We start from the raw sequence: 20,987 nt of genomic DNA, 5'->3' as shown, positions 1-20,987 counted from the left end.
AACTCGGACAGCACTCGAAATCGAAAAGTGCGCGCGTGCACTGCATTGCGTCGTCAGGTTCGCGCGCAGATCGGACGATCGCCAACGACTGCCTGTCAGGCGCGATTATTCCTCGACCTCGCGGTCTTCGCGCTTGGTTTCTTCCATCGCCTCGGGTTCCAGCTCTTCGGCGCTGCGATTGAGTTTGACGAACACGCCCCAGGCGATCAGCAACAACGCTGCGCACAAGCCAACTGCCGCGGCATACGGCAGCTTAGCCGGGTCGTCGTGCATCAGCTCGAAGATCGACACCAGCGTCTCGATCGCCAACGCAATCACGATCACCACGAAGAAGCGCGACAGGTAGCGGCGCACGCGGGTGGGGCCGCTGACCTTGACGTCGCGCAGGATCTCTTCTTCGAAGATGGTCTGGCCCAGTTCCAGCGTCACCAGCGCCACGGTGAGCAGGCCGATCGCCTCCAGCACCACATTGAAGCGGTCGCGCACCACCATGTCCCCGCCGGGAGTGAAGCCGTGCCACAACTCCAGCCCGGCCATCCCCACCAGCCCCGCCGCGCACAGCACGAAGAACGCCAGGATCACGAAGTGACCGGCACGGAACAAGTGGCTGAGCAGCTTCATGATGATGACGGCGATGGAGGGATGCAGAGCATCGTGTGCGTGGCGTCGTGGCGGTGCGAAGGCTACGCCAAGCCGACGCGCGCTCATCCAGCGCTTCGCGCCACCTTCTCCCGCGTGCGGGAGACGAGGCTTGCGGGGAGCAAGCGGCGGAGTGGCCGGGGGCGCTGTGGCGGCGCAGGCTATGCCAAGCAAGCGCGCCCTCATCCGGCGCTTCGCGCCACCTTCTCCCGCGTGCGGGAGAAGAAGTCTGCGGGGAGCAAACGGAGGAGTGGTCAGGAGGTCGCTGCGGCGGTGCGCAGGCTACGCCAAGCAGACGCGCCCTCATCCGGCGCGTTGCGCCACCTTTTCCCGCACGCGGGAGAAGGATCTGCCTGGGCCAAGCGGCGTAGGAGTACGCAGCCCACTCGGCCAGTCATGCAGCGGTAGCGACCACTCCCTTCTCCCGCTTGCGGGGGAAGGTGCCCGAAGGGCGGATGGGGGCGAGGCATGCGTCGCATGCGCACAGCCGCCCGCCATCCCCATCAGCTATGCCGCAACACCTGATACGCCTGCAGATGCACATTGGCGGCCATCAGCAGCGGTGCATTGCGGCCGGTTTCGCGCACGCGCTTGAGCATGTCGCCGACGATCTGTGCCGCTTCCACGTCCTGGCCGGCTTCCAGATCGCGCAGCATCGATGCCTTCAACGGCGAATCCACCTGCAACAGCGTCTGCAGCGCCTTGGCGCGTGCGCCTTCCGGAATCGATTGCCCAGTCGCATCGGCGGCCCACAGGCATTCGTTGTACAAGCCGTTGATCAACGCACGCCCGTCATCGGTGGCCACGATCGCGCCGACCGGTGCCCGCATCAGGCAGGTGGCCGCCGCCAGTGCAGTGAGGAAGCTGTACTTGATCCACTGCTCCTGCGCGATCTGCGTGCTGGCCACATGGTCGATACCGGCCTGCGTGCACGCCGCCGCAAACGCCTGCACACGTGCGGAATCCGCGTTGCCATCGCGCTCGCCGAAGGTGATCGACGCTGGCTTGCCCATGTGCAGGATCTCGCCATCGGCGCCCTTGGCTGCGCTGATGAAGCACAGCCCGCCCAGCACGCGCGCCGCGCCGAAGCGCTCGTCCAGCACCGCGTAATGACGCAGGCCGTTGAGGATGGGCAGCACTGTGGTGTGCTCGCCCTTGGCCGGTGCAATCGCTTCAAGCGCGCTGTCCAGGTCGTAGGCCTTGCAGCTGAGCATCACCAGATCGAACGGTTGCTGCGCCACCAGTGCCGGCAACGCCTGCGCGGTGACGTGCGTCACCGCGACCTGTGCATCGCCGAGCGGGCTGCGGATGCGCAAGCCATCGGCCTGCAACTGCGCCGCACGCGCTTCGCGCACCAGGAAGGTGACGTCTACGCCGGCCTGCGCCAGCCGCCCGCCGAAGTAGCCGCCGGTGCCGCCGGCGCCAAGGACCAGGATGCGCATGGCCATCAGCTCCGTAACCCCACGCCACGGCGCAGCAGCCACAGCGCCAGCGCGCTGAGCACCGCGACAAAGCCCAGCATCAGCGCGTAGGCCACCCAGATCGGCACGTCGGAGCTGCCGAGCAGGCCGTAGCGGAAGGCGTTGACCATGTAGAAGATCGGGTTGGCATGCGTGGCTGCCTCGGCCCAGCCGGGCAGCAACTTCACCGAATAGAACACACCGCCCAGGTAGGTCAGCGGGGTCAGGATGAAGGTCGGCACGATCGCCACGTCATCGAACTTCTTGGCGTACACCGCGTTGACGAAGCCGGCCAGCGAAAAGATGATCGCGCCCAGCAGCACCGTGGTCAGCGTGACGAATGGATGCGGGATGCGCACCGGGGTGAAGAACATGGCGATGATCAGCACGATCGCCCCGACCATCACCCCGCGCAGCACCGCGCCGGACACATAGCCCCACAGGATCACCCAGTTGGGCATCGGGCTGACCAGCAACTCTTCCACGTGGCGGCCGAACTTTGCGCCGAAGAAGCTCGATGAGATGTTGCCGTAGCTGTTCTGGATCACGCTCATCATCACCAGGCCGGGCACGATGAACTGCATGTAGCTGTAGCCGCCCATGTCGCCCACGCGCGAGCCGATCAGCCCGCCGAAGATCAGGAAGTACAGCGTCATGGTGATGGCCGGCGGCACCAGGGTCTGGCCCCAGATGCGCAGGATGCGCTGCACTTCGCGGCGCACGATGGTGCCCAGCGCAATCCAGTTGCGTTGGCGGGAGGTGGCAGGAACAGCGGACATCGAGGGCTCCGGGGAACTCATGGGTGACCTGCCGGGCGCGCGGGCGCCGCTGCAGCAGGGGCCGGGTCGGCGAGGGTCTCGCCGGGCCCGGTCAGACGAACGAACAATTCTTCCAGCCGGTTGCTCTTGGTGCGCATCGAGCGCACCCGGATGCCGGCATCGCCCAGTGCGGCGAACACGCGGTTGAGGTCCATCGCACGCGGCATGTCCAGATCCAGCGTATGGCCGTCGATGGCGGTCAGCGTGGTGCCTTCGATTTCCGGCAGCTGGGCAGGCAGTTCACCGTCGATGTCGAACAGGAAGCCTTCCACGTCGAGCTTGGCCAGCAGCTCGCGCATCGGCCCCTGGGTGACGATCTGGCCGTGGTTGATGATGGCCAGGTTGCGGCACAGGTGCTCGGCTTCTTCCAGGTAGTGCGTGGTCAGGATGATGGTGGTGCCGGCGGCGTTGATGTCCTTGAGTACGCGCCACATGTCGCGGCGGATCTCGATATCCACGCCAGCGGTGGGCTCGTCCAGGATCAGCAGGCGCGGCTGGGTCATCATGGCGCGGGCGATCATCAGCCGGCGCTTCATGCCGCCGGACAGCGTGCGGCTCATCACCTGGGCCTTTTCCCACAGGTGCGCGCGGCGCAGTTCCACTTCGGCCAGCTGTTCGGCCTCGCGCCGCGGCATGCCGTAGAAACCGGCGTAGTTGACCAGGATGTCGAAGGGTTTTTCGAACAGGTTGAAGTTGATTTCCTGCGGCACCAGGCCGATCAGGCGCATTGCCTCGCTGCGATGCGCGACCAGGTCGGTGCCGAACACTTCCACCTGCCCGCCGGACAGGTTCACCAGCGAGCTGATGATGCCGATCAGGGTGGATTTGCCCGCGCCATTGGGGCCGAGCAGGGCGAAGAAGTCGCCCGGAACCACGTCCAGCGACACGCCCTTGAGTGCCTGGGTGCCGTTGTCGTAGGTCTTGCGCAGATCGCACACGCGCAGGGCGGGCGCACTGGGAGATGGTGAATTCAAGATGGTCCTTCGCGCCAGGGTGCCGGCGCAGCGAGTTGCAGCCCGTTATTATAGAAGCCCATGGGGGTTTGCCCCGATCACAGACTGTCCCAAATACGTTCGTGCCCGTTCAATTCCCCCTCAAGCTTGTCGACCGGCGCATGATTGCGCCCACCGTGGCCCATTGCCAGTTCGTGCGTGATGACGGGCAGCCGCTGGATTTCCAGCCCGGGCAGTTCATCCAGATCCACTTCAACGGCGCCGATGGCACCCCGACCAAGCGCAGCTATTCGCTGGCGACCATCCACGACCACGCGTTTGGGCCAGGCGAGGCAGTCGATATTGCGGTGAGCTTTGTGCCCGGGGGCTCGGCCACGGCGCTGTTCGAAGGCCTGCAGATCGGCGACCAGCTGCAGGCCAGCGGCCCCTACGGGCGTTTCTGCCTGCCGCCGGGCGATGTCAACCAGCGTTACGTGCTGATCGCCACCGGTACGGGCGTCACCCCGTACCGGTCGATGCTACCGTTGCTGGCCGAGGCGATCGCCTCCCGTGGCGTGCAGGTGGTGCTGCTGCAGGGCGCGCGCACCCCGGCCGAGCTGCTGTACGGCGACGATTTCCGCGCGTTTGCCGATGCGCACCCGCAGTTCCGCTACGTGCCGTGCCTGTCGCGCGAGCTGCCTGCCGCGCCGCATGCCGATGTCCGGCACGGGTATGTGCAGCAGCATCTGCCCGAATTCGCGCCCGATGTGCAGACCGATATCGCCTACCTGTGCGGCAACCCGGACATGGTGGACACCTGCGTCGAGGCGTTAAAGGCCGCCGGTTTGACGAATGCGCAGATCCGCCGCGAGAAGTACGTCAGCCCGACCCCGTCGAAGACCTGAGCGTCCAGCTCGGGCGGTGCAGCGATAGCACCGGCAACTGCATGCACGCTGTGTCGTATGCAACAAGCACGCGGTTGCGCCTACGCAACGCTACACCCACGCTGCATGTAGTGCCGGGCGCTGCAGCTCGACGGTGATGTGCACCAGCTCTTGGTGGATCTGCAAGGCATTGCGCACCGTATCCGCATCAATGTCGGCCGCAGTGACCAGGCTGACGATGCAGGCATAACGCTCGCTGCCGACGCGCCAGACATGCAGGTCGGCGATGTCGATCGCATGCGGCAGCTCGGCGATGACCTGCTTCACTTCTGCCACCAACGGTGCGTCCATCTCCGCATCCAGCAGGACGCGACCGGTGCTGCGCAGCAGCCCCCAGGCCCAGACGGTCACCAGCGCCGCGCCGACGATGCCCATGATCGGATCCAGCCAGGTCACGCCCCAGTGCATGCCGGCCACCAGTGCCACGATGGCCAGCACCGAGGTCGCGGCATCGGCCACCACATGCAGATATGCGGCACGCAGATTGAGATCGCTGTGCGCATCGTGACCATGACCAAGACCCGCGTGCGCGTGGCCATGATTGTCATGGGCGTGAGCGTGGCCGTGCTGATGACCATGCGCGTGGCCATGCGCATGCCCGTGGGAATCGCGCAGCCACCATGCGCAGATCAGGTTCACCAGCAGGCCGATCACCGCAATGACGGTGGCCTCCTGGTACTGGATGGGCTTGGGTGTAAACAGCCGTTCCACCGACTGGAACGCCATCAGCCCGGCCACGCCCAGCAACAGGATCGCGCTGGTGTAACCGCCCAGCACCTCGACCTTCCATGTGCCAAAACTGAAACGCACGTCGCCGGCATGCTGCCGCGCAAAGCGGTAGGCGAACAACGCCAGCCCCAGTGCCAGCGCGTGCGAGCTCATATGCCAGCCGTCGGCGAGCAGGGCCATGGAGTTGAGCGTCCAGCCGCCCACGATCTCCACCACCATCATGATCACGGTCAGGATCACCGCCTTGCGGGTGCTGCGCTCGGCGAGCGGGTTGGCGCTGGCAAACGTGTGCGACTGCGCGCAGTTGGGCGCGGGGTGCGTGATCGACATTGGCGGCGGCTCTGGCTAAGGTACCCCCACAGGGTATCCTAAATACCCCCGGGGGGTATATATCAATGGCGCATCTCAATCAGGAAAAATCCAAGCTGCTCGCACGCGTACGTAGGATTCGCGGGCAGGTCGAAGGGTTGGAAAAAGCCCTAGCCCAGGACGTGGAGTGCACGGCGTTGCTGACTCAGGTGGCCGCCTTCCGTGGGGCGGCGCAGGGCCTGATGGTCGAATTGCTCAGCGAGCATCTGAAGCATCACGTTGCCGCGCCGGAGACGCTGGGCGACCGAGAGCTGGCGGTGGATGACATCACCGCCATCCTCAAGACCTATCTGAAGTAAGCGCGACCCCCGCAATGATCGCGCTTACGCGGGGGCGCATGGTCTGCGCCCGTGCGGCATTCGCAGGGCGTGTCACCTATGCAACGGGATGCGGCCATGCACGTGAGGAGCCGCATCGCACGCACCCAACACCCGTGAAGCGTGCACGCGAGGGGGCCAGGCGTATCGCGCGCTGGAATGGCCTGCATGAGCCTGGCGCGCCGATGACCCCAAAAGCGCGCACCGACTGCAACGCGCGATCTGTGCCAGGCGCTCAGCGTGCCGCCGGCACCAGTGTCACCAGCACCACATCGTTGCTGCGCATCGGCACGCTGACCTCCACCAGGCCATCGGCACCGACACGAATGCGTTTGTCCTGCTCGGGCGTGTCGCGCGTGGCCTGCTGCAGTTGGCTCAACTGCTTGCTATCCAACGTCTTGGGCAGGCCCATGTCGATGTACAGCGACAGCGGGTCGTTGCGGCGGTAGCCGGTCTTACGCACCTGCAAGGTGTAGTTGCCGGCAGGTACCCGGGTCATGCGCAGATGCAGCGGTGCGCTATCGGTAGCGGCGACCAGCTTGGTATAGAACGGCGTGTTGCTCACCGCCTGCACCGGCTGTTGCCAATCCCACACCAGCGCGGCGATGCGCTTGCCGTCCACCGCGGCCAGCGCATGCGCATCGGCTAGCGGAATCTCGCGGCCCTGCAGCGCATTCAAATACTTGTAGGCAAACCACGCCGGCTTGCGAATGCCTTCGCGATTCATCAGCCCGAAACCGCCATGGAACGGCGTCGGCGGCGGGCCGGGTTCTTCGAACAGATCGGTATAGGTCCAGTAACTCATGCCCTGCACCAGGCCCTGCACCTGCTTGAGTTTGGTCAGGATGTACGGCGCGCTGATGTAGCTGTCGTGGACGTAATCGCGTGGTGTGTAACTGGCGCTCCACTCGGTGAAGTACAGGGGCAACTGCGGAAATGGCGATGCCTGGATCTGCGCATGCACGCGACGCACATCGCCCACGATGGCATCCGGCGATGCAGACAGTTTGACGTCCTGCTTGCCGTCCTCATCGAGAAAACCGCCGTCCACGCCATAGGTATGGGTGGTGACGAAATCGATCGGCAGTTTGTTCTTCGCGACGAAGGCCAGCAACTCCGGCACCCAGTCCGCCCCGGCGGTGGATGGGCCACCGACACGCAGCTGCGGGTCGATGGCCTTGATGGTGCGCGCGGTGTTGGCATACAGATCGAAATAGGCCTGCTGGTCGGCGTTCTCCCAGAAGTCCTTCAAATTGGGCTCGTTCCATACCTCGAAATACCACTGCCGCACTTCATCGGCACCGTAACGGTCGCGGATGTGCCGCACATACGCGTCGATCAACTGGGCCCACTTGGCCGGATCCGGATGTGAGGTGTTGCCCTTCCAGTAGAACAACGTCTGCTCGGAGGTTTTCATCGCGCTTGGGGTGAAGCCCAGCTCGACAAACGGCCGGATGCGCTTGGCCAGCAGCGCGTCGTACAACTGGTCCAGCTTGGTCCAGTCGTACACCAGTTTGCCGTCCACTTCCTTCACGGTGCCAAGCGCATCGTGGAAGACGTCATGGAAGCGGATGTAGCGAAAGCCCAACTCCTGCACGGCAGGCACCAGGTGCGCCTGGGTATCGGGGCGAATCAGCGTACCGGGGAAATCCGAGCCGACCGACAGATTGTAGAAACGATCGACGGGCGCGCCGGCTGTCGTCAGATCCAGCTGGATCGTACGCGGCGCTGCGTGCTGCGCCAGTGCAGAGGTCGCTACGCAGCACAGGGCGGCCGCCAACAAAACATCCAAACGCATTGTCGCTCCCGTTGAAGTTGGAGCGTGCAGCGTAACGCACGCGTGGTGTAGCACCGCAGCTGCACACCGCAGCAGACGAGGCAGTCTCCGCGCACAAGGATGGGGTTGCTTCGATGTGTAAAGGGTGCTTGACATGCGATTGCGACCGGCGCATCGTGCCTGTCAAGCGTACTTGACAGGCGGATGGGATGGAGCACCGGCGACACCTGGATTACCGGACGACAGGCTCGTTGCCGCATTGCGTGCGAACGGCTGCCATGCACGCACGAACCGCTCGGCTGTCGCGGGCGCTTGTTGCGCCTCGGGCCTGCGCATGACCCGCTGCAAACGCAATGCGCTGCTCCTGGCCGGCCTTGGCGTGGTGTTGATCGGCAGTGGGCTGCTCGGGCTGGTGCATTGGTTGCCACTGACCGATTACATGGCCGGGCTCAGCATCGGCATCGGCCTGATCTATTTGGCGCTGTCGCTGCTGATGTGGATCTCGCGCAGCGTCATGCGCGACAGCGCCCGCCCGGCACTGGCGCGGCGCTATCACCGCGAATTCGGTGTGCCGATGGCGTTGTATGTGGGGGTGATGCTGGTTTGGCGCTACCTGCTTGCGCACGTGGCTGCGGACTGGACGCGGGTGCTGATTGCCCTGTTACCCGCATTGCTGGTCGTGTTGGTCATCCGCGCGGTGGCGCGTTATGTGCGCGATTCGGACGAGATGCAACGTCGTATCGAGCTGGAAGCCATCGCTATTGCTGCAGGCCTGGTCAGCGGCGGGTATATGGCCGCAGGATTCTTGCAGGCCGCCCGGCTGATCGATCTCCCGGCAAGTGCGGCAATGCTATGTGTGTTTCCGTTGTTGTGCGCCATCTACGGCATCACCAAAGGCATCCATGCGCGTCGATTTGCATGAATAGCCGCGTGCGTGAATTGCGCGAGTCCAATGGCTGGTCGCAAGGCGAACTGGCCGAACAGCTGGGCGTCTCGCGGCAGACCATCAATGCACTGGAAACCGGCAAATACGATCCCAGCCTGCCATTGGCGTTCCGTATCGCACGTTTGTTTGGCGAGCCGATCGAGCAGGTGTTTTTGTATGAAGGCAATGAATAGGTGCGGCGATCGTCACCGACCGGCAGCCTGTCAGGGAATGGAATCAGGAGAAAATCAATGCTCAAGCACGTAACGATGGTAGCGGCCTTGCTAGGCGCGCTGCTGGCCGCCGGATGCGAGCGCACGCAGGCGCCTGCCGCGGAGAAAGCCGATGCAGCCGCGTCGGTTGCTGCCGCAACACCGCCAGCGGCAACGCCGTCGCCCGGCAGCGCAGCCGGCCACCATTACGGTGGCCTGCAATTTATGCCGTGCACGCTCAGCTCCGGCAGCGCCGCAGGAAACATCGAGGCGCAATGCGCACAACTGCAGGTCGCGGAAAATCCGGCTGCACCGAAGGGGCGGCAGATTGCGCTGAAGATCGCCTGGCTGGAAAGCGATGCCGGTGGCGGCACGACGCAGGACCCGGTGTTCTTCATCGCCGGCGGGCCAGGGCAATCGGCAACCGAGGTATCGGCCATCGCTGCGGCTGCATTGCGTGAAGTGCGCAAGACGCGCGACATCATTCTGGTCGATCAACGCGGTACCGGCGGCTCGCATCCGTTGCGCTGCGACCATACCGATGGCACGCCGCTGCAGGCGGAGATCTCCTCCAATCCGGAAGCGATGCTGGCCTACGTGCGCCAGTGCGCGCTGGCGCTGAGCGCGTATGCAGATCCACGCTACTACACCACTGCCGAAGCGATTGGCGATCTGGATGCGGTCAGGGCAGCCCTGGGTGTGCCACAGATCGATCTGGTCGGCGTTTCTTACGGGACGCGCGTTGCGCAGCACTACGCCAGGCGCTATCCCTCGCACACACGGGCGATCGTGCTCGATGGCGTTGCCCCCAGCGACCTGGTCATCAGCGGCGAGTTCGCACGGACCTTCGAAGATGCGCTCACGCTGCAGGCTGCGCAGTGCCGCTCCAATCCGGCATGCCACGCGCGCTTTCCCACCGAGGTGCGCGCGCAGCTGCGGAGCATCATGGAGCGGCTGCGCAAGGAGTCGCCGGAGGTGGACTACCGCGATCTGCGGACCAATGCGGTCAAGCGCGATCGGGTGACGGCCGACGCGGTGATCGGCCTGGCGTTCATGTTCTCCTATGCGCCACAAAGCGCGGCGTTGCTGCCGCTGGTGCTGGATGAAGCGGCTGCCGGGCGCTACGCGCCGTTGATGGCGCTGTCGCACATGGACATGCAGATCAACCAGCCGATGCAATGGTCGGTGGTGTGCGCCGAGGACGCGGATCGCTACCGTCCAAGCGCGGCGCAGCAGGCGCTGTTGCTGGGCGATGAAGTGCCGCGCAGCGTGTTTGCCGCCTGCCCGGTATGGCCCACCGGCAAGCGCGCCGCCGACTTCACCGCGCCGCTGCGCTCGCAGGTGCCGGCGCTGTTGCTGTCCGGTCAACTGGATCCGGTGACGCCGCCACGCTATGCCGAGGTGGTGCTCAAGGGCTTGCCGAACGGGCGGCATCTGGTGGCGCCCCGCCAGGGCCACAGCGTCATGGCACTGGGCTGCATGCCCAAGCTGATGGCCCAATTCCTGGAAAGCACCGATGCGCGCGCGTTGGACACGCGCTGCGTGGCCGACCTTTCCGCCGTTCCCGCGTTCACCTCGTTCAACGGATGGGAACCATGAGCCGCATCGACCACGCCACGGAGGCGCACGCATGATCGTCGTCGAGAACCTGCACAAGTCGTTCAAGACCAAGACCGGGCTGGTGAAGGCGGTCGATGGGGTCAGTTTCAGTGCCGCCGACGGCCAGATCACCGGCCTGCTCGGGCCCAACGGTGCCGGCAAGACCACCACCTTGCGCATGCTCTACACGCTGATGTCGCCTGACCAGGGGCGTGTCACGGTCGATGGCGTGGATGCTGCCCGCGACCCGGTCACGGTGCGCCGCGCACTGGGCGTCCTGCCGGATGCGCGTGGCGTCTACAAGCGCCTGACCGCACGCGAGAACATCGCCTACTTCGGCGAGTTGCATGGCATGTCGCGTCGCCAGATCGCCGAGCGCACGCGTGTGTTGGCCAGCGCATTGGACATGGACGACATTCTCGACCGCCAGACCGAAGGGTTCAGTCAGGGGCAGCGCACCAAGACCGCCATTGCGCGCGCGTTGGTGCACGACCCGCGCAACGTGATCCTGGACGAGCCCACCAATGGCCTGGACGTGATGACCACGCGCGCGATGCGGGGCTTCCTGCAGCAGCTGCGCGCGGAAGGGCGCTGCGTGATTTTTTCCAGCCACATCATGCAGGAGGTCGCTGCGCTGTGCGACCGCATCGTCATCGTCGCCAAGGGCACGGTGGTGGCGTCCGGCAGTGCCGACGAACTGCGCGCGGCCACTGGCGAAGACAACCTGGAAGACGCCTTCGTCAAGGCGATCGGCTCGGAAGAAGGACTGCACGCATGAGCACGCGTTCCCTGATGGCCACGTTGTGGACGGTGCTGCGCAAGGAACTGCGCGACATCGGCCGTGATCGCCGCACCCTGGCATTGGCGTTGCTGCTCTCGCCGTTGCTGTATCCGATCCTGATCCTGGGCATGGGCGCGTTGAGCGAAAGCCGCGTGCGTACCCAGATCGACAAGCCGCTGGACATTCCCACGCTCGGTCGCGAGCACGCTCCCAATCTGGTGCGGTTTCTGGCCGCACAGGGGCTCAACGCCGTGGATGCGCCGGCCGATCTGACCGCCGCAATCCGCAACCAGGATGTGGACGTGGCGCTGCGCATTAGCGACAGCTATGCGCAGGATTGGCGCGAAGGCCGTCCGGCGCTGGTGGAAATCATCAAGGACAGCACCCGCCGCGAGGCCGACGTGCCCAGCCTGCGCCTGCAGGCCGCATTGAGTGGCTACAGCCAGCAGGTCGGTGCATTGCGCTTGTTGGCGCGCGGCATCGATGCGCAGGTGGGCCGGCCCTTGGAAATCGCTGCGCAGGACCTGGCCACCGCCGAGGCCAAGCGCGGCCAGATGATGGCGGTGCTGTTGCCGGTGCTGCTGGTGATCACCTCGTTCCTGGGCGGCGCGTCGTTGATCCTGGATGCCACCGCCGGCGAACGTGAGCGCCAATCGCTTGAACCGTTGCTGGCAACGCCGGCACCGCGCAGTGCGATTGTCAGCGGCAAGATCGCCGCCGCCTGCGTGATCGGCATGGTGTCGTTAGTGCTCACCTTGCTGGCCTTCAAATTGAGTGCGCAGTTGTCCTCGTCCAACCTGGGGCGCCAGCTCAATGTGGGCTTCGTGCCGATGTTGCAGATGCTCTTCATCCTGGTGCCGATGCTGTTTGTCGGTACCTCGTTGCTGACCTACCTGGCTGCGGCTGCCAAAAGCATGAAGGAAGCGCAGGCACACATGACCTGGTTACTGCTGCTGCCGATGCTGCCCGGCTACGCGTTGATGGCGTATCCGCTCAAGACCCAGCTATGGCACTTCGCGGTGCCGTTCCTGGCGCAGAACCAGATGCTGCTCAAGGTGATCCGCCACGAACCCATCAACGCGCAGACCTGGGCGGTGTATCTGCTGGCCGGCTTCGGCGTGGCAGGCCTGTTGTGGTATGCGGCCGTGCGGCGGTATCACCAGGAGCGTTTGGCGATTTCCGGGTGAGTTTTTTTGAGCAACTGGCTGTTTGCTGCAACGCTTTGCGACACCGTACCCGCATCCCAACCCCCCGCTCAGCGCCCTTGCCCACGCTTGCGGCGCGGGCGCTTCAAGGCAAGCGCGCCAGCGGCGCGCAAGCTGTGCCTTCTCGCCCCGCAGGAAGAGGGGCGTTATCCTTCTCTCATCGGGAGAGGGAGAGGGGCTTTATCCTTCCCCCATCGGGAGAAGGTGGCGCGCAGCGCCGGATGAGGGTACGGGCTCGCGTGCAGGTTCAGCAGCACATGCAGCCACTGCTCTTAGGTGCACAACCATCTAAGCATGTCGGTGCACCAGCCGCCACAACGCAAAAGCCCGCATCGCTGCGGGCTTTTGCGTTTCCTATGTCATCACTAATCCAGGCATCAACCGCCCGGATTGAACGACAGCGTGCGGCGGGTGGTGACCGGTGCGGCCACCGGCTCGAAGCGCCAGCGCTTGACCGCATTGAGCGCTTCGCGGTCGAACACGCGCGGCGGGTTGGCGCGCAGCACGCGGGACGCGGTGATCGAGCCGTCGGTGCCGACCGTGAGCTCTACCAGCACTTCGCCGGAGGTGCCGGCGCGCAGCGCTTCGGGTGGGTAGCGCGGTGCCGGGGTGCTGATCGGGCGCAGCGATTGCGCAGCAGGGGCCGCGGCGGCGGCCGGGGTCGGGCGTGGCGCGGCCGGGGTGGGCGCAGGGGCCTCTGCCTGACGGCGGGCAGCGGCCTGGCGCTCGGCCTCGGCGGTCTGCTGGCGGGCGGCTTCCTGCTGGGCGGCAATCTGCTGGGCAGCGGCGGCTTCGCGGGTCTGCTGTTCGGCCAGGCGCTTCTGCTCGGCGGCCTGCTTGGCCTTGTCCTCGACCAATTTCTTGGCCTGCTCGGCATCCTGCTCGGAGCGGCTGGCGGCGGTCTTCATGCCGGTTTCCAGGCCCGACTTCAGGCGCGGCAGCGCCGGTGCCTTGGGGTCGACCTTTTCGATCAGTGCGATCAGGCGCTGCGCCTCGGGGAATTCTTCGCGGCTGATGCCTTGTTCGGCGGCGATCAGCGTGTACGGCAGCAGATCGGTCAGCGCGCTGTTGACGGTGGCGTCCTGCGGCTGCTTTTCGCGCAGGGCCAGGTAGTACTCCACCGCGTTGTCGCCGGCCGGGGCGTACATGCGATTGTCCTGCAATGCCTTGGTGGCCGATGCGCGCAATTGGTCGGCGGCCATCGACTGCACCTGCGGCGACACCGCGGTGGCGGGCGTCGGTGCAGATGCCGGCGCTGCCGGCGTGGCGCCGGTGGCAGGCGCGGTGGTGGCGGCCTTGTCTTCCTGCTTGGAGCAGGCGGCCAGGCCAACCAGCAAAATGACCGGCGCGATCCGGCGTGCCATACGGCCCTGTGTCAGATCCAACATGCGTCCCCCTTACCCCGAGTGCGAAAGATAACGTTGCTGCGGCGAGCGCCGGCCATTGTTCCCGCAATGGACGGCAATGCCGCAATCTAGCATTGCTGGGGCGGTGTAAGCCAAGGGTTGCGGCAGCCGGATGCGAAATTCATCCCGCCGGGGTCGCCAGCGCCGCATCAAACGGCACGCGCGAGGCCGGGGCGGGCGGCGGCGGGGCGGGGCAGTGGTGACGCAGGAAGTTTGCATGCGGCGGCAACGTGGCCACGGTTGCCTCCACGCGCTGGCGGATGCTGTCCAGAAAATGGGCCAGCTCCGCATCGCCCATCAGGTCGGCGACCGGATGATGCTGCTGTGGGGTGATGCCCTGGCCCAGCATCACCTGCACCCAGGAGTTCTCCGCAAACAACTCGTTGCCCTGGTGGAACACGCGCCCGCTCTGGCGGAACAACTCCATGCGGTGGCGCAGCGAATCGGGGATGTCCATCGCCGCGCAATCGCGCCAGAACGGCGTGTCGCGGCGGTCGGTGGCGTGGTAATGCAGGATCACGAAATCGCGAATATGCGCGATCTCGTCGGCGGCCTGGCGGTTGTATTCGGCGATGTCGACCGCGTTGATCACCTGCGGGAAGGTCTGCAGCAAGCGCACGATGCCGCGCTGGATCAAATGGATATTGGTGGACTCGATCGGCTCCAGGAACCCGCTGGCCAGCCCCAACGCCACGCAGTTCTTTTCCCACACGCGGTGGCGCTGATTGGGCGTGAAGCGCAGCGCACGCGGTTCGGTCAGCGCGCGCCCCTGCAGGTTGCGCTCCAGCACCGCCCTGGCACTGTCCTGATCGGTGTAGCGGCTGGAATATACGATGCCGTTGCCCACGCGGTGCTGCAGCGGAATGCGCCACATCCAGCCAGACTGGTCGGCGCGCGCGCGGGTGTAGGTCACCGGCGGGCCCACCGATTCGGTTTGAACGGCGAGTGCGCTGTCGGCAAACAACCAGTGCGACCAATCCTCGCTGCCCACGCCCAGCGTCTTGCCGATCAGCAACCCTGCAAAACCGGTGCAATCGATGAACAGATCGCCTTCCACGCGGGTACCGTCCTGCAGCGTCAGCGCGGTGAGATAGCCGCTGTCCGGGTCGGTCTGCACCTCGCCAATGCGTCCTTCGAGACGCTGCACGCCAAAGCCTTCGCTGAAGCGGCGCAGGAAGCGCGCATACAGACCCGCATCCAGGTGGTAGGCGTAATTCATGCCGCCGTTGGGCAGGTGCGCGAAGCGGCCCTCCTGGGCGGCGCGTAATTCCAGGCAGTAATCGCCGAAGTCGCGCGCCACACCGCGCTGGCGGCCCTTCAACCAGAAATGATGAAACCCTGCGCTCCAGTGATCGGTGCCGGTGTGGCCGAAGGAGTGGATGTAGTGCTTGTCCACATCGCGCCAGTGCTCGAAGCCGATGCCGAGCTTGAAGGTGGCCTGGGTGGCCGCCATGAAGGCTGCCTCGTCGATTTCCAGCAGCCGGTGGAAGGTGACCAGGCTTGGGATGGTGGCTTCACCCACACCCACCGTCCCGATCTCGTCCGACTCCACCAGGGTGATCTGCAATTGCCGGCCCAACAGTTTGGACAAGGCCGCCGCCGCCATCCAGCCGGCGGTGCCGCCACCGGCGATGACCACGCGCCGCACCGGGCGTTGTTGCGGATTGGAAGGCGTGGTGTCGGGCATTGCGATGTCCTCAGCGGTTCAAGCGTTGCAGCAAGCGTGCACGCAGGCTGCGGGCGCGGTTATCGTCCATCGGGGCCAGCACACCGCGCGCTGCGTCGGGGACATGTGCTGCAGTGCCCGCATCGGCTTCGAACACGTAATGCCGGAACACCTCCTGCCAGGTGGCGCGCTGCTCGGGCGGCAGGTCGCGCACGGTGAGCAGCGCCAGCATCAGCGCGTTCATCGGCGAATCCATGTAGGCAGGGCTTTGCCGCCACCAGAAATTCACCAGCACGTTGAAGCTTTCCAGCGCCTGGACGTGGTGCCACCACATGCTGGGAATGAACAGTGCATCGCCCGGTTCCAGCTCGGCCACCAATGCATGCTCCAGCGCTTGTGCATAGCGCGGAAAGCGTTGCAGATCCGGCGCGGCGATATCCACCAGGCTGACCGGTTGCCCGGCCGGGGTCAGGTCCAGCGGGCCGATGTACAGATTGCTCAATTGCTCGGGCGGAAACAGCGTAAAACGGCGCCGGCCGGCGACCACGCAGGCCAGGTTGTCCGGCAGGTCCTGATGCGCGGCGATGCGGGTGCGGTTGCCGATCCAGATGCTGGCCAGTGGCTCGGCCTGCGGCAGCGCGATCGGGTTGGCCGCGCGCAGGCCGGGCAGGTAGGTATCCAGCGTGGTGGAGCCGACATAGATCGCCGGTGGATGGGCGTTGTGCAGGTCGCGCAACAAGGTGTCCAGCACCACCGCCAGCGGCACGCGCTCGGGGCGGAAGTTGAAGCCGCTCATGTCCGCGTTGTAGAAGAACCGCCCGTCGATCTCCGGCGGCCCGACCTGCGCCACCACCGCCTCGCCACGGTCGAATCCACGCAAGTACGCGGCGGCGGCCTGCGCGGACTGCGCACCGGCGCGCGCCAGCGGCCAGTCGCGCACCAGCCCGCGCAATACCAGCGGCGTGGTCGAACGCAGCAGCGTCGGATCCAGCTGCTGCGGTTCCAGGCCGTGGCGCTCGTCGATGGCGCGTGGCTCAGCCGGCATGGCGGCGATTCAGACGTTCGAGCAGGTGGCGGAATTGCGCGACCGAGGCCACTGCCATGTACAGCGGCTCCAGATCGCCATGCCGGTGCAGGTCCAGCAGCGCGGTCTTGCCGAGTGTGCGCAGGCGTTCCTCGTGCACGGTGTGCAGGCCGGCCAGCCGGCAGTCCAGACCGTTATCCAGGGTGGCTTCGAACACGAACGGTTCCAGCAACTCGTAGCGCAGCAGGCGCTCGACAAAGGCGTCGCTCGCCGCCAGCCCATCGTGCAGCGTGCGCAGCAATTGGCTGATGTGATACAGAAAATCGGTAGTGCCGCCGTGTTCGCGGAACAGCAGCTCGCCGTCCTGGGTGCTGACGCGTGGACTGTCCAGATCCACGTGCACCATCGGCCCTTCCGGTTGCTGGCCGATCAGGAACGGTTGGCGCTGGATCGCCAGTGGCACATACGGCGCATCCCAGCGCGCACCATCCAGAAACAGGTTTTCGCCCAGGCGCAATCCCAGCAGGGCCAGCGGCTGAAACCGCCCGCTGTCGTTGCGGTGGAACACGATCGGGTACTGGCCCTGCAGCTGGCGGAATTCCTGCGGAAACGTCGCCGCCGACATCACGTCATCGCCATAGGCGGCGCCATGGGCGGTGATCACACGCAGATCGCGGTGATCGAGATTGTTCAACAACACGGCATTGGTCATGGGGGTCGCTATATCACGCGGGGGCGCGTGGCCCATGCTTGGACATTTCCCCGTCGCGCGGCAAGTGCCGGATACACCGCATCCGGCACTGCGCGTGAGGGTTGGAGCAGCGTCCCGGCAGGCGCGCTGCCGGGACGCTCGGTGCTGCGGTTACATCACCAGAACTTGTAGCGCAGACCCAGCATGTAGCGCGGGCCGGTCTGGGTGGCATAGACGATCTGGTTGGGATGACGGCCGTGCTGACGCTGCACTTCGTCGGTGAGGTTGATCGCCTCCAGACTCAGCGACAGGTTCTCGTTCCACTGGTAGCCAACGCTCAGATCCAGCTGACCATAGGCTTCGGTGTAGACCGGGTTGGGCTGGCCACTGCCGTCGAAGCGCGCAGCCAGGAACTCGTCGCGCCAGTTGTAGGCCGCACGCACCTGCCACTTGTCCTTGTCGTAGAAGCCGACAAAGTTAGCCGAGTCGCTCAGACCTTCCAGCGCGAACTGCTCGCCGATCACCGCATTGTTGTAGGTCAGCCCGGAGTCGACCTTGGTGTAGTTGGCCGACACGCCGAAGCCGCTGGCGCCGAACATGTGCTGCAGATTGAATTCCCAACCGTCCAGCGAAGCCGAGCGCTGGTTGGCCGGCGCGGTGATGGCGAAGTTGGCCACCGGGTCGCCTGGCTGTCCGCTGATCACGCCGGTGGCGTTGCCGTTGGCGTCGTCGGCCCCGCGCACCACGCCGGGCGCACTGCCGCGGTTGCGGAAGATGTAGTTGCGGATGCAGGTCAGGTCGGCCGAGGCGCAGCCGTTACCCAGCGCTTCGTTCCAGTACGCACCGCCGACCGGGGTGTTCAATCCCAGCGAGGTGTCGTTGCGCGTGGTCACGCCGATGTAGTTGTCGATGTTCTTGCGGAAGAAGCCCACCGAGGCGTAGCTGGCATCGCTGTAGTACCACTCCAGCGAAAAATCGACGTTGTGCGAGAGCAGCGGCTTCAGGCCGGGGTTGCCTTCCTGGCCGGTGCCGCCTTCCAGGCGCGCGATCTGGTTGAGCGTCTGCCCGCCCTGGATATCGCCCCAACCGGGACGGCCGATGGTTTCGCCGTAGCTGCCGCGCAGCACCAGGTCCTCGGTGAGCTTGAAGCTCAGGTCCAGGCTGGGCAGCCAGTATTCGTACTTGCCGCTGCCGCCGGCGAAGGCCGAGTCGGCCAGGCGGATCGGCAATTCGTTGTTGGCGACCCAGTCGATGCCCACCGCCACGGGCACCAGCGCCTGCGCGTCCACCTTGGTTTCTTCGTAACGCACGCCCGCGGCCAGGCTGATCGGCACGCGCAGATCGTCCCAGCTGTTGTTCCACTGCAGGTAGGCGTTCTTGGATTTCTCGGTGACGCGGCGGTCGGTGGTGAACACCGGCGAGATGCGATACAGCGCGTCATCGCCTGCGGCTTGCGCCGCGGCCTGACGTGCGCGCTCGAAATCGAACAGGAACAACTGGTTGAACTGCGCCGGATTGCCGCTGCCGTCGATCGCATCGAAGTACTGCGCAAACGAGCTCGGAATCCACAGATCGTCCGGATAATCGGCCGCCGTGCCGTTGCCGCCCCAGGTATCGCGCTGCACGTTGGAGAACGCGGAGCGGTTCTTGACCTCGGTGCTGCCGATGCCGAACTTCAACTGCGAATAGTTTTCGAAGGTGAAGTCGCCGTTGACCTGGGCCTGGTCGATCTCCGACTTCATGTAGCTGTTGCGGAAGGCCGAGCCGGTGACCAGCGTGCGCGACGGGTCCAGCCCGTTCAGCCCGAAGCCCAACTGCTGCTGCAATACCGGGAAATCCTTGCTGAAATCCACCACCGAGGTACCGCGGTAGAAGCCGGACACGCCCAGCGAATTGCTCGACCCGTACGGGCTGTCTGCGCCGGCTTCGGCGGTGGAGCGGTGGATGTCGAAGTTGAGCTTGAACTGATCGTTGACCGCCCAATCCACGTTGAAGCCCAACGACTTGTTCTGGTTGCGCGTGGCCGCATTGGAGCCGGCAGTGGCCAGATCGCTGGTGGCCGGGTTGACGAATTCCGAGTAGGTGATCGGACCCGCCACCGGGCCGTTGGTCCAGGCGCTGGCGGAGGGGCCGTAGTTGAACCACACCGACATTTCGTTGCGCTGCTGCTGGATCTTGTTTTCCGAGTACGTGTAATCCAGCGTGGTGGTGATGTTGTCCAGCGGCTTGTACTGCAGCACCAGCTGCCCGTTGGTGCGCTGGCGTTCGACGCCGACCACACGGTAGTTGAGGTTCTGCGGCACCGAATAGATATCGTTCGGGCCAGGGCGGTTGACGATGTTTTCCGAGCCCGCCGTGCCCGGCTGCGGAATGGTGCCGTAGGCGGTGGAATCGCCGCGGAACGAGCGCCAGCCGTTGGGCACGCCGACCTGGCTGTAGCCGAAGTCGCGTTCCTGGTAGCTGCCGCTCAGCGACACGCCAAAGCGGCCATCGTCCGAGGTGGTGCTGAAGATGCCGGAGATCTCCGGCGTCAGCGAATCGCCCTGCAGGCGGCCGGGCAGGTTCTCGTTGGACGCATCGTGCACGCCCTTCAGCCCCACATTGGCATGCATGCCCGGGTTGTCCAGCGGCCGGGCGGTCTTGATGTTGATGGTGGCGCCGATGCCGCCGGTGGGGGTGCTGGCGCGGCTGGTCTTGAACACCTCGATGCCGGAGATCGACTCGGACGCCAGGTTGGCGAAGTCAAACGCGCGCGAGTTGGACGCATTGGATTCTTCGATACTGGCGCCCGGCATCTGCCGGCCATTCAACAGCACCAGGTTGAAGTCCGGGCCGACGCCGCGCACGGTGACGCGCGAGCCTTCACCCAGCGAGCGGTCGATCGACACGCCGCTGATGCGTTGCAGCGACTCGGCCAGGTTGGTATCGGGGAACTTGCCGATGTCCTCGGCCACGATGCCGTCGACGATGCCTTGCGCGTCGCGCTTGACGTTCATCGACGAGGTAAGGCTGCCGCGGATACCGCTGACCTGCACGGTATCGAGCGTGGCGGGGTCGGCCTGGCTGGAGCCGGGGACGGTCGAGGCCGACTGCGGCGCCGGTGCGGTTTGCGCGGCCAGCGGGGTCGACAATGCGAACAACAAGGCAGACGTCAAGCGCCGCGTGCGCGGCAGGGTGCGTAGCTCTCTCACGATGATTCCATCCCCAAGCAAGGAAAAGCCGGCCCCGAGTGGGACAGGCAAAAGGTCGATACAGCAATCGCGCATTTGTTAGCGCTGGCTTAACAAAGTCAATTTGCAGTGCAGCATCGACCGCTAGCCAATCGCGTCACACATCGTTCCAATGCGCGCATCGTTTGATGTCTCTGCGGCCGATCGCTTGGCCTTACCATCGAGCGTCGATGGCACAGTGCCACCTACATCAATGCGCCGATGCCACTGCGCGTATCCCGGCAGCGGCTTCGCGCAGCTTGGGCGCGTCGGTGCCGACCTGA

At 65.3% G+C, this 20,987-nt stretch carries 18 protein-coding genes; 7 read left to right on the top strand and 11 right to left on the bottom strand.

The annotated features are described in order from the left end of the window. Positions 1–105 precede the first annotated feature (105 nt). The 4 genes from BJD12_RS11040 to BJD12_RS11025 all read right to left on the bottom strand — a co-directional run bounded on the left by BJD12_RS11040 (position 106) and on the right by BJD12_RS11025 (position 3,891). Positions 106–621, bottom strand: coding sequence for a hypothetical protein (locus BJD12_RS11040; RefSeq protein ID WP_005989851.1), 516 nt, complete (start codon positions 619–621; stop codon positions 106–108). Between the two features lie 521 nt (positions 622–1,142). Further along, entirely contained in the window at positions 1,143–2,087 is a 945-nt protein-coding gene (gene panE / locus BJD12_RS11035) for a 2-dehydropantoate 2-reductase (protein ID WP_005989852.1), read from the bottom strand. Beyond that, on the bottom strand, positions 2,087–2,899 hold the full coding sequence (locus BJD12_RS11030; RefSeq protein WP_005989853.1) for an ABC transporter permease: 813 nt from the start codon (positions 2,897–2,899) through the stop codon (positions 2,087–2,089). Before BJD12_RS11030 ends, panE begins: the two co-directional genes overlap by 1 nt. Further along, entirely contained in the window at positions 2,896–3,891 is a 996-nt protein-coding gene (locus BJD12_RS11025; protein WP_039422385.1) for an ABC transporter ATP-binding protein, read from the bottom strand. The genes BJD12_RS11030 and BJD12_RS11025 overlap by 4 nt, the downstream gene beginning before the upstream one ends. A gap of 35 nt (positions 3,892–3,926) precedes the next feature. On the opposite strand from BJD12_RS11025, the gene BJD12_RS11020 reads away from it, so the two are divergent. Then, positions 3,927–4,754 (top strand): ferredoxin--NADP reductase, encoded by an 828-nt coding sequence (locus BJD12_RS11020; RefSeq protein WP_162096960.1) that lies wholly within the window; start codon positions 3,927–3,929, stop codon positions 4,752–4,754. 90 nt (positions 4,755–4,844) lie between these two features. Here BJD12_RS11020 and dmeF read toward each other — a convergent pair whose 3' ends face one another. Next, positions 4,845–5,852 (bottom strand): CDF family Co(II)/Ni(II) efflux transporter DmeF, encoded by a 1,008-nt coding sequence (dmeF, locus tag BJD12_RS11015; RefSeq protein WP_005989856.1) that lies wholly within the window; start codon positions 5,850–5,852, stop codon positions 4,845–4,847. 65 nt (positions 5,853–5,917) lie between these two features. On the opposite strand from dmeF, the gene BJD12_RS11010 reads away from it, so the two are divergent. Then, on the top strand, positions 5,918–6,190 hold the full coding sequence (locus BJD12_RS11010) for a metal/formaldehyde-sensitive transcriptional repressor (protein WP_058563979.1): 273 nt from the start codon (positions 5,918–5,920) through the stop codon (positions 6,188–6,190). Positions 6,191–6,443: 253 nt separating this feature from the next. Here the strand turns inward: BJD12_RS11010 and BJD12_RS11005 are convergent, their stop codons facing one another. After that, complete coding sequence (locus tag BJD12_RS11005; protein WP_005996386.1) at positions 6,444–8,006, bottom strand: GH39 family glycosyl hydrolase; 1,563 nt, start codon at positions 8,004–8,006, stop codon at positions 6,444–6,446. Positions 8,007–8,319: 313 nt separating this feature from the next. On the opposite strand from BJD12_RS11005, the gene BJD12_RS11000 reads away from it, so the two are divergent. From BJD12_RS11000 to BJD12_RS10980, 5 genes are read left to right on the top strand one after another with little or no spacing between them, the layout of a single operon-like run. Continuing rightward, on the top strand, positions 8,320–8,907 hold the full coding sequence (locus tag BJD12_RS11000; protein WP_005996388.1) for a hypothetical protein: 588 nt from the start codon (positions 8,320–8,322) through the stop codon (positions 8,905–8,907). Then, positions 8,904–9,104, top strand: coding sequence for a helix-turn-helix transcriptional regulator (locus BJD12_RS10995; RefSeq protein ID WP_005996390.1), 201 nt, complete (start codon positions 8,904–8,906; stop codon positions 9,102–9,104). The genes BJD12_RS11000 and BJD12_RS10995 overlap by 4 nt, the downstream gene beginning before the upstream one ends. A 57-nt stretch (positions 9,105–9,161) precedes the next feature. After that, positions 9,162–10,721 (top strand): alpha/beta fold hydrolase, encoded by a 1,560-nt coding sequence (locus BJD12_RS10990; protein WP_005996391.1) that lies wholly within the window; start codon positions 9,162–9,164, stop codon positions 10,719–10,721. Positions 10,722–10,752: 31 nt separating this feature from the next. After that, a complete protein-coding gene (locus BJD12_RS10985) occupies positions 10,753–11,499 on the top strand; it encodes an ABC transporter ATP-binding protein (protein ID WP_005996392.1) in 747 nt (248 codons plus the stop codon). Beyond that, on the top strand, positions 11,496–12,689 hold the full coding sequence (locus BJD12_RS10980) for an ABC transporter permease (protein WP_005996393.1): 1,194 nt from the start codon (positions 11,496–11,498) through the stop codon (positions 12,687–12,689). Before BJD12_RS10985 ends, BJD12_RS10980 begins: the two co-directional genes overlap by 4 nt. A gap of 395 nt (positions 12,690–13,084) precedes the next feature. Here the strand turns inward: BJD12_RS10980 and BJD12_RS10975 are convergent, their stop codons facing one another. The 5 genes from BJD12_RS10975 to BJD12_RS10955 all read right to left on the bottom strand — a co-directional run bounded on the left by BJD12_RS10975 (position 13,085) and on the right by BJD12_RS10955 (position 20,685). Beyond that, positions 13,085–14,095 carry an energy transducer TonB gene (locus BJD12_RS10975; RefSeq protein ID WP_074059374.1) on the bottom strand — a complete coding sequence of 337 codons (1,011 nt, stop codon included), beginning with the start codon at positions 14,093–14,095 and terminating at the stop codon, positions 13,085–13,087. A 139-nt stretch (positions 14,096–14,234) separates the two neighbouring features. Next, complete coding sequence (locus BJD12_RS10970) at positions 14,235–15,800, bottom strand: tryptophan halogenase family protein (RefSeq protein WP_005989404.1); 1,566 nt, start codon at positions 15,798–15,800, stop codon at positions 14,235–14,237. 10 nt (positions 15,801–15,810) lie between these two features. After that, a complete protein-coding gene (locus BJD12_RS10965) occupies positions 15,811–16,824 on the bottom strand; it encodes a cupin-like domain-containing protein (RefSeq protein ID WP_005989403.1) in 1,014 nt (337 codons plus the stop codon). Then, a complete protein-coding gene (locus BJD12_RS10960; RefSeq protein WP_005989401.1) occupies positions 16,814–17,515 on the bottom strand; it encodes a SapC family protein in 702 nt (233 codons plus the stop codon). The genes BJD12_RS10965 and BJD12_RS10960 overlap by 11 nt, the downstream gene beginning before the upstream one ends. Before the next feature lie 155 nt (positions 17,516–17,670). Then, positions 17,671–20,685: a TonB-dependent receptor gene (locus tag BJD12_RS10955; protein WP_042827699.1), complete on the bottom strand. Its 3,015-nt coding sequence runs from the start codon at positions 20,683–20,685 to the stop codon at positions 17,671–17,673. Positions 20,686–20,987 lie beyond the last annotated feature (302 nt).

Source organism: Xanthomonas vesicatoria ATCC 35937 (genome assembly GCF_001908725.1).
GTDB lineage: Bacteria > Pseudomonadota > Gammaproteobacteria > Xanthomonadales > Xanthomonadaceae > Xanthomonas > Xanthomonas vesicatoria.
Note: the sequence above shows the minus strand (reverse complement) of the source record. Positions and strands in the feature narration are given on the sequence as shown.

What these genes read in the sequence shown, in the direction of transcription:
- BJD12_RS10970 (WP_005989404.1), bottom strand. Translation starts at nt 15,800, where the DNA reads ATGCCCGACACCACGCCTTCCAATCCGCAACAACGCCCGGTGCGGCGC.
- BJD12_RS11010 (WP_058563979.1), top strand. Translation starts at nt 5,918, where the DNA reads ATGGCGCATCTCAATCAGGAAAAATCCAAGCTGCTCGCACGCGTACGT.
- BJD12_RS10990 (WP_005996391.1), top strand. Translation starts at nt 9,162, where the DNA reads ATGCTCAAGCACGTAACGATGGTAGCGGCCTTGCTAGGCGCGCTGCTG.
- panE (WP_005989852.1), bottom strand. Translation starts at nt 2,087, where the DNA reads ATGGCCATGCGCATCCTGGTCCTTGGCGCCGGCGGCACCGGCGGCTAC.
- BJD12_RS11005 (WP_005996386.1), bottom strand. Translation starts at nt 8,006, where the DNA reads ATGCGTTTGGATGTTTTGTTGGCGGCCGCCCTGTGCTGCGTAGCGACC.
- dmeF (WP_005989856.1), bottom strand. Translation starts at nt 5,852, where the DNA reads ATGTCGATCACGCACCCCGCGCCCAACTGCGCGCAGTCGCACACGTTT.
- BJD12_RS11000 (WP_005996388.1), top strand. Translation starts at nt 8,320, where the DNA reads ATGACCCGCTGCAAACGCAATGCGCTGCTCCTGGCCGGCCTTGGCGTG.
- BJD12_RS10985 (WP_005996392.1), top strand. Translation starts at nt 10,753, where the DNA reads ATGATCGTCGTCGAGAACCTGCACAAGTCGTTCAAGACCAAGACCGGG.
- BJD12_RS11030 (WP_005989853.1), bottom strand. Translation starts at nt 2,899, where the DNA reads ATGAGTTCCCCGGAGCCCTCGATGTCCGCTGTTCCTGCCACCTCCCGC.
- BJD12_RS10995 (WP_005996390.1), top strand. Translation starts at nt 8,904, where the DNA reads ATGAATAGCCGCGTGCGTGAATTGCGCGAGTCCAATGGCTGGTCGCAA.
- BJD12_RS10980 (WP_005996393.1), top strand. Translation starts at nt 11,496, where the DNA reads ATGAGCACGCGTTCCCTGATGGCCACGTTGTGGACGGTGCTGCGCAAG.
- BJD12_RS10965 (WP_005989403.1), bottom strand. Translation starts at nt 16,824, where the DNA reads ATGCCGGCTGAGCCACGCGCCATCGACGAGCGCCACGGCCTGGAACCG.
- BJD12_RS11040 (WP_005989851.1), bottom strand. Translation starts at nt 621, where the DNA reads ATGAAGCTGCTCAGCCACTTGTTCCGTGCCGGTCACTTCGTGATCCTG.
- BJD12_RS10975 (WP_074059374.1), bottom strand. Translation starts at nt 14,095, where the DNA reads ATGTTGGATCTGACACAGGGCCGTATGGCACGCCGGATCGCGCCGGTC.
- BJD12_RS10960 (WP_005989401.1), bottom strand. Translation starts at nt 17,515, where the DNA reads ATGACCAATGCCGTGTTGTTGAACAATCTCGATCACCGCGATCTGCGT.